At 58.6% G+C, this 6298-nt stretch carries 3 protein-coding genes and 3 pseudogenes; 3 read left to right on the top strand and 3 right to left on the bottom strand.

The window, feature by feature from the left end; all coding sequences use genetic code 11:
- Together CIT25_RS30115 and CIT25_RS30110 are read left to right on the top strand one after the other, a co-directional pair.
- Nucleotides 1-1030: thioesterase domain-containing protein (locus CIT25_RS30115; RefSeq protein WP_245330055.1), on the top strand; the 1030-nt coding region annotated here is incomplete at its 5' end.
- A 215-nt stretch (nt 1031-1245) separates the two neighbouring features.
- The gene (locus CIT25_RS30110) at nt 1246-1875 is read left to right on the top strand and encodes a 4'-phosphopantetheinyl transferase family protein (protein WP_095488768.1); all 630 of its coding nucleotides are present in this window, start codon (nt 1246-1248) and stop codon (nt 1873-1875) included.
- Here CIT25_RS30110 and CIT25_RS30105 read toward each other — a convergent pair.
- The 3 genes and pseudogenes from CIT25_RS30105 to CIT25_RS30095 form a co-directional block, all read right to left on the bottom strand.
- Nucleotides 1836-2001, bottom strand: a pseudogene (locus tag CIT25_RS30105) (IS1595 family transposase); the annotation flags it as partial. The gene CIT25_RS30110 and the pseudogene CIT25_RS30105 overlap by 40 nt on opposite strands.
- A 66-nt stretch (nt 2002-2067) precedes the next feature.
- Nucleotides 2068-3420 (bottom strand): IS5 family transposase, encoded by a 1353-nt coding sequence (locus CIT25_RS30100; RefSeq protein WP_095488767.1) that lies wholly within the window; start codon nt 3418-3420, stop codon nt 2068-2070.
- A gap of 391 nt (nt 3421-3811) precedes the next feature.
- A pseudogene (locus tag CIT25_RS30095) lies at nt 3812-5007 on the bottom strand (integrase catalytic domain-containing protein); the annotation flags it as partial.
- 95 nt (nt 5008-5102) lie between these two features.
- Here CIT25_RS30095 and CIT25_RS30090 point away from each other — a divergent pair.
- Nucleotides 5103-6188, top strand: a pseudogene (locus tag CIT25_RS30090) (RHE_PE00001 family protein); the annotation flags it as partial.
- Between the last annotated feature and the right edge of the window lie 110 nt (nt 6189-6298).

The following is a 6298-nucleotide window of genomic DNA, read 5'->3' as shown; positions in this document are numbered from 1 at the left end:
CGGGGTCGAGCGGGTCGGGCGCCACGACCACTTCTTCGAACTGGGCGGCCACTCGCTGCTGGCCGTGCAGCTCTCGAGCCGAGCATCAGATCTTGGACTGAATTTTAGCGCTGCCGATGCCTTCCAGGCCCCAGTTCTGAAGGACCTTGCATCGAAGGTTGGCTTGGAACCACAGCCCAGCAGTGCGGGAGTGATTTCCGTTCAAGCAACCGGATCGCAGCCACCGCTGTTCTTTGTTCCCACAGGTTTCGGCGATTGTTCCTATGTCGTCAGTTTGGTTAAGGAAATGAATGTAGACTGTCCCGTCTTTGCTTTGCCATGGCCGACTTTCGATGAAGCTCGTCCACTGACTCTTGAAGCGATTGCTGACATGGTCATCTTGGCAATCAAAGAAATTCAGCCCCACGGTCCATACCGCTTCGCAGGATACTCGTCGGGCGGCATCCTCGCCTACGCCATAGCCCAGCGCTTACTGGCCCTGGATGATACCGTGTCCTTCATGGCGTTCATCGATGTTACGTTATTTGCGAATCGATCGAGCATGTCCCCCTCTCTGATCGTCCGAAACATGGTGTTGGAGCGTTTCGAATCGTTGAATGATGAAACCTTCGAAGTTTTGAAACGCTTTGCTGGACAATGTTCAATTGCTCAGCTGATTGAAAAGGCAAAGAGAATTGGGGCGATACCTCCGGATCGTGATCTCCACGATGACATTCTGATGTCGGAAAGAACCGCCCAATTTCATAGGGCATTGCAGTCGTATCAAGTTCCGTCCCTGCCAATCGAGATATATCAGTTTTATGCCATGGAGCCTCTCATCAGCCGTCGGATACCACCTGATAAAGCCTCAACAGGCCAAGAGGCTCGTTCGCCTATGCGCGGCTGGGACCGGGTCTTGAGTCCGGAGGCTATTACTGCCGTACCGATTGTAGGCGACCACGTGACGATGATGAGTGTTATGGAAAACCGCAAGGCTCTGGCCCGAGCTATTTCTACACCTTTAACAGGGGTTCTTGAAAAAGATTCCTAGCGAACTGCACCGAAGGTTCCTGGCTCTGGGACGCGACAATCGCCAAATGTCGGAGAGTTCTGGCTCGGTGATCCAAAGATGGGAAGCATATGTGGTCTGCCGCCGCTGCTGATCGACGACCGAGTCGGGCAATTTGATTTCAAGGCCAAGCTGCATTGGCTGAGCTTCTCATCCGAAAAGCTCAAAGGATCCAGATAGAATGGAGACTATCACCATTGATCAACAGAAACATCCTCGTCGGCATCCGTCCAATAGAACCGGGCGACGAATCCACTTTGTACGATTCCGAAGTTACCTCGTTGGGACGCGCTGTTACCAAAGTTCGCCGCCAAAGCGGTGCTGCAAGAGTAGTCGCCAGAACACTCCTTGGGCAACTGGGATTCCCACAACTGCCGATCCCAAAGACGCGCTCTGGTGTTCCGATCTGGCCATCCGGCATCGTCGGATCTTTGGCGCACCACGATACCGTAGCAGCCGTCGCCATTGCAGGGACGAAAAGAATTGCGGCTCTCGGCATCGACATTGAGCCTAATGAACCTCTGCCGGAGAACCTGATCGAATTGATTGCCACCCCTAACGAACAACGCATGTACGATCTACATCTGCTCAAGCGGCGGGATCTCTTCGTTTTGAAGGAGGCAGTATATAAGGCGTATTTTCCACTGTACAATCAGTTCCTTGAATTCCAGGACGTGGAAATTGATATCTCTGCGCGAGTAGGACACGTGTCGAAGGCAAATTGCACGTTTTCTCTCGAGTTACTTATTTCCAACAATGTAATCGGCTTGGCGTATTCACGGCCGACATTCGGTGACCTTGCTCGGCCCCGTCCCGGAGGTGGGTGATCCGGCCGTTTTCGGGGACTTCCCCCCGGGGTGAAAATGGTCGATCTCGACCGTGCCATCGAGCATGTTTTCCCCCGCCGCCATCAGCCGCAGGGCGTGACCCATGCGCCAGGCTGCGGATTCCGACGTGAAGCCGGCCGCGATTCCAACCAAAGTGTCGTTTAATTGTAAGAAGTCGGCCCTGAATAACGGCTAAGGCGTTGATATTCCGAACCCGTGAAGACGGGTGGAAGCATCCGATTTCGCGGTTGTCGGCTGGAGTGCTTGCAGGCACCAGGCAAACCAAAGAGCGAGAACCGTGAGGATCAGGCGCAGATTTTGGCCTGCGGCGACGAGCAACGCATTGATCGCATCGCCAGCATGGCCGAGGAGGAAGTTGCGGTCCAGTCGGCCGTCGGTCTTCATGTGACCGATGGTGGCCTCGATGGCCGATCGTCGTTTCAGCTCCCGACGCATGGTGGCCGTCAGGCCACGCTTGCGGCCGGCGATCATCACCGAGCCTGAGCCGGCATAGTCGTGGCCGCGATAGCCCTTGTCGACGTAGATGCGGTCCGGATCGACGCCGCCGATCTCCACCGCCTGATCGACCGTTGCTGCGAGCGTGTGGCCATCATACGGATTGCCCTCGAACGCCTTGGCCGCCAGCACGAGGCCCTCGCGGTTGGTTGCCGCGATCCCGACCTTGCAGCTGAATTCGTAAGGGTTGCGGGCTTTGCCCTTCGCGATGCAGACCACCTCGGGCGCGTGCAGGGAGTAGATCTTGTTCCTGTCCTTCGGCTTCTGCGCCAAGAGCCGCTCGACGAGCCCGAGCAACCGGGCAAATCTGGCCTCGAGTTCGGCATTGCCGGCGATCTTGCGGCCGACGTCGCGGAACACCCGGCCGAGATAGGTGCGAAGGCGCTTGAGTTCGCGACGCATCCGGCGGAACTGTCGGGCATGCGCATAGCGACCCGCCCGCACCGCCGCTGCCTTGGCCAGCCGCGTGTGGCTCTGCCTGAGCTCGATGCCGTACCGCTTGGCCTGACGCACCAGGATCTGGATTGCCTTGAGGTAGAGCCGGCTGTCGGTGGGGTGGGCGATCGCCTTCGGCTGCACCGTCGTGTCGACGGTGATCCGCTCCAGCGAACCGGGTTTCGCAGTCCCCGTCTCGAGTGCGACGTCGACGCTTGCCTTCAGCATTTCCTCCAGCCCCTCGGGCCCGATCCGCTTGCGCCAGCGCGTCATCGTGCTGGCATCGATCGGCGGCTCGTGCTGGAAGAACTCGAAGCCGCAGAAAAATTGCCAGTACGCGTTCTCCACCCAGCGCTCCACCGTCTCTTCGTCCGACAGGTCGTGGACGTGCTTGAGGTAATGCAGACCGACCATCAGCCGCGTCGGCTTGGCCGGCCTGCCGACGGGGCGATAAAATCCGCCAAACGCCTCGTCAAAGCGCGACCACTCCATCAATGCCGACAACCGGACCAGCGGATGGCGCGGATTGATGATGGCATCGAGGCGCTCGCGGAACAAATCGCTCTTACCGGACGACGGACGGGCTGGAAGCATTGCAAAAACACCGGGAAACGACGGGATCAAAGGTGGCTTCCGGCATTCTCCAATACTTCAAACCCGATGGGAATCCCTGCAACGCAAGGGGTCCACGAGTTTTTCAGGGCGAACTAAGAATGCAGTCGTTTCGACCAGGATTTGCATCTAATTTGAGAATAGGGAAGTTCGGATTCTCAAATTAGATGCTATCGTATTGGCGAAAGACCGTGCATCCATTGAATTCCATAAGCCGTCTTCGAGAAATACGAGGCCGATAAGGTGTTGACATTGATTTTCACATTAAATGCCAATGGCCGGGCTCGATTATCAAATTAAGTGCACATTCTCAAATTAGGTGTATAGCTAACATACCGAAATCGTTGACAAGCCATTCTCATCATTAACTGCAAAGCGACATCTCCGCCCCAGGCATGAATGCCAGCAGGACGCGCATCGGATCATCATCCCAGTGGGGGAGATCACGCGTTTGCCGCTCCCACTCCGTCGCCGGCACCTTCAACGTCCTGTCGTTTTCCTGAAGGTTATGGTCGATCACCGCGAGCGCGACGCATCGCTCCAGATCGGCAAAGCTGAGGCGAGCTCTCCGTTGCGCGGGGTATTCGTCGCGATCCGCCACGGATCGGCCCGTCGAGCCGGGCTGTGACGCAAGAACAGAGTTGAGCTTCCCGAGCAGCCTTTCAACCACGCCACCTTGATGGACGCGACCACGGTCCCGGTAGCGGATGCGAATGCCGTAGTCCTCGCAGCCACGCTGGAAGGCATGGCCTTTGAACTCCTTGGCGGAGTCGGTCACAAGCGACCGCGGTCGACCGAACATCGGCCACCCATGCTCAATGTACCGGGCGGTGAGCCAGGCCTCCTTCCGGCTCATGGCCTGGGCGAGGCAAAGCGCGACCGACAGCGCCGACGGCTTCTCAAGAGTAAGGCAGAAGCCAAAAATGCAGCGCGTCGTCACGTCGGTGACGATCGTCAGGTACGCTCACCAACGAAGGTTCCTCCGCCCTCGACGACCTCGACGAAATTGATGTCGGTGGGCGTATGATCGATCTGGCAAACATCGAGCGGGCGCGCTGCATGGATATATCCTGGCCGCGGTTTGAGCCGATGGAGATGCTTCGGGTTGGCGGACCGTTTCCTCGCGACCTCCTCGGGGCTGAACAGCCCGGGTATCCGGCGGGCGACCGTGAGATAGGACGGAGCGGCCAAGCCGGCCTCCTCGCAGCGAGCGCGGATCTCGGCCACGACGGGAGCGAGCGGCGGAGCCTCCAGCACGAGCCACTGCTCTCGCAACGTCTTTGCAATGATCGCCTCGATGCCTTGATCAAGGCGCTTCTTGCGGCTGCCATCCAGCTGAGGCCGCAGCGATGTCACGGTCCGATCGATGCGGTAGCGCGCCAGCAGATTGTAGACCTGGCGGGTCGAGAGGCGCAGCTCGGCCGCGGCCCGATTGATTGCCGCGCGTCGTGGCCCCGAACTGTCAAGGACCCTGTCGAGCTCGCGAGCGAGACGACGTGCCGCCGACCATGCTTCGTCGGAGTGCGACGTGCCGGGTGCGGCTTTTCGGTTGTGCAATGGTTTCGGCAAATCGAGCGGTCAGTGAAATCGTTAGTGAAAATTTGCGCCTCTGGTAGCGCGCAAACCTAACCGGCATATGACGTTCGGGCGATTGAAATCGGGAAGTAAAAGCGACAGCAGAAGTTCAGCTGGCCCGGCTCGACGAGAGGACGCGGCGTAGTCCGGTTGGCGCCGGCTTTGTCGAGCGAGGGCATTTCTTCGACTCGGCTGCCAGCATGTGGGTTTCCGGTGAACTCGTCCATGTCGAGGATCTCGTTCTCCACGACGCGCATATGGACGTTCGGGCTCCGACCCACGAACTCGTCATTGCCCACTCTATCCTGCGAGCGCGCCGCCGGATCGCGGATTCCGATTCAGGCTGGGCGCTGAGCGATGTCGGCATCTCCGCGCTGCGTGGTCGACCGGTCGATGCGGTCGCGGAGAGGGAAGGGGAGGGGACCATCGATGATGATGATGCCGTCGAAGCGCCGGACGCCGATACCGAGTCTGCTGATGACGCGTTTGCGCAGCATTTTGCGGATATTGATGCTGTCCTCGCCCGCTCCGAACGGCTGTTGACGGAACATGGCGCAAAGACGGCGCTGCAGCCGCCGGCGAGGGTAGAGCCCAGCGGACGCGACCCACTCATCTACGACCAGGATTGGGACGAAGCAGAGCGACTTTCCCGCTGGCGAGATACGATTTCTGAAGCCGACGCTATCCCGGCGTCACTCGGGGTAGCCGTTCTATGGGAAGCTTGGGAAACCCTCGAACCCCTTCAGCGCCAGAATTGGCTGGGCTCCATTCTCGTCGGCTCGTATCTACGATCGAGGGGCAAGGTCGCCAGTCATCTCCTCGCATTCAACGTTGGCTTGAAGGCAATCTCGCGAGAGCGGCGGCGTTCGTCGACCCATACGACCAGGCTCATCGCATTCCTTAATGCCCTGTCGAGCGCGGCGGAAGCCGGAATGAAGGAACTCGATCGCCTCGGCCAGGCAAAGGATCAGATGGAGCGTCGGCTGAGGAATCGTCGTTCATCGAGTAGTCTCCCCGATCTTATCGAGCTTGTCCTCTCGCGACCGATCGTTTCTGCGACGATGATCGCGAAGGCAGTAAAGGTCACCCCTCGGGGCGCCCTCAACCTCATAGCCGACCTCGGCGTGCGGGAAATGACGGGGAGGGGGCGATATCGTGGGTGGGGTGTGCTGTGATCCATTGCTGACGAATTAAGGGACCATATTCCTGAGCTCCCCGAAAGCCAGATTATACCTTGCATCTGCGTTGAACGGTATCTATGTTATGTTCAACAAAGGAGGCCGAC

The organism is Mesorhizobium mediterraneum (assembly GCF_002284565.1).
Lineage (GTDB): Bacteria > Pseudomonadota > Alphaproteobacteria > Rhizobiales > Rhizobiaceae > Mesorhizobium > Mesorhizobium mediterraneum.
This window is presented reverse-complemented; position numbering and strand designations above follow the sequence as displayed.

Coding starts and splice junctions, on each gene's coding strand:
- CIT25_RS30100 (WP_095488767.1), bottom strand. CDS start 3,420: ATGCTTCCAGCCCGTCCGTCGTCCGGTAAGAGCGATTTGTTCCGCGAG.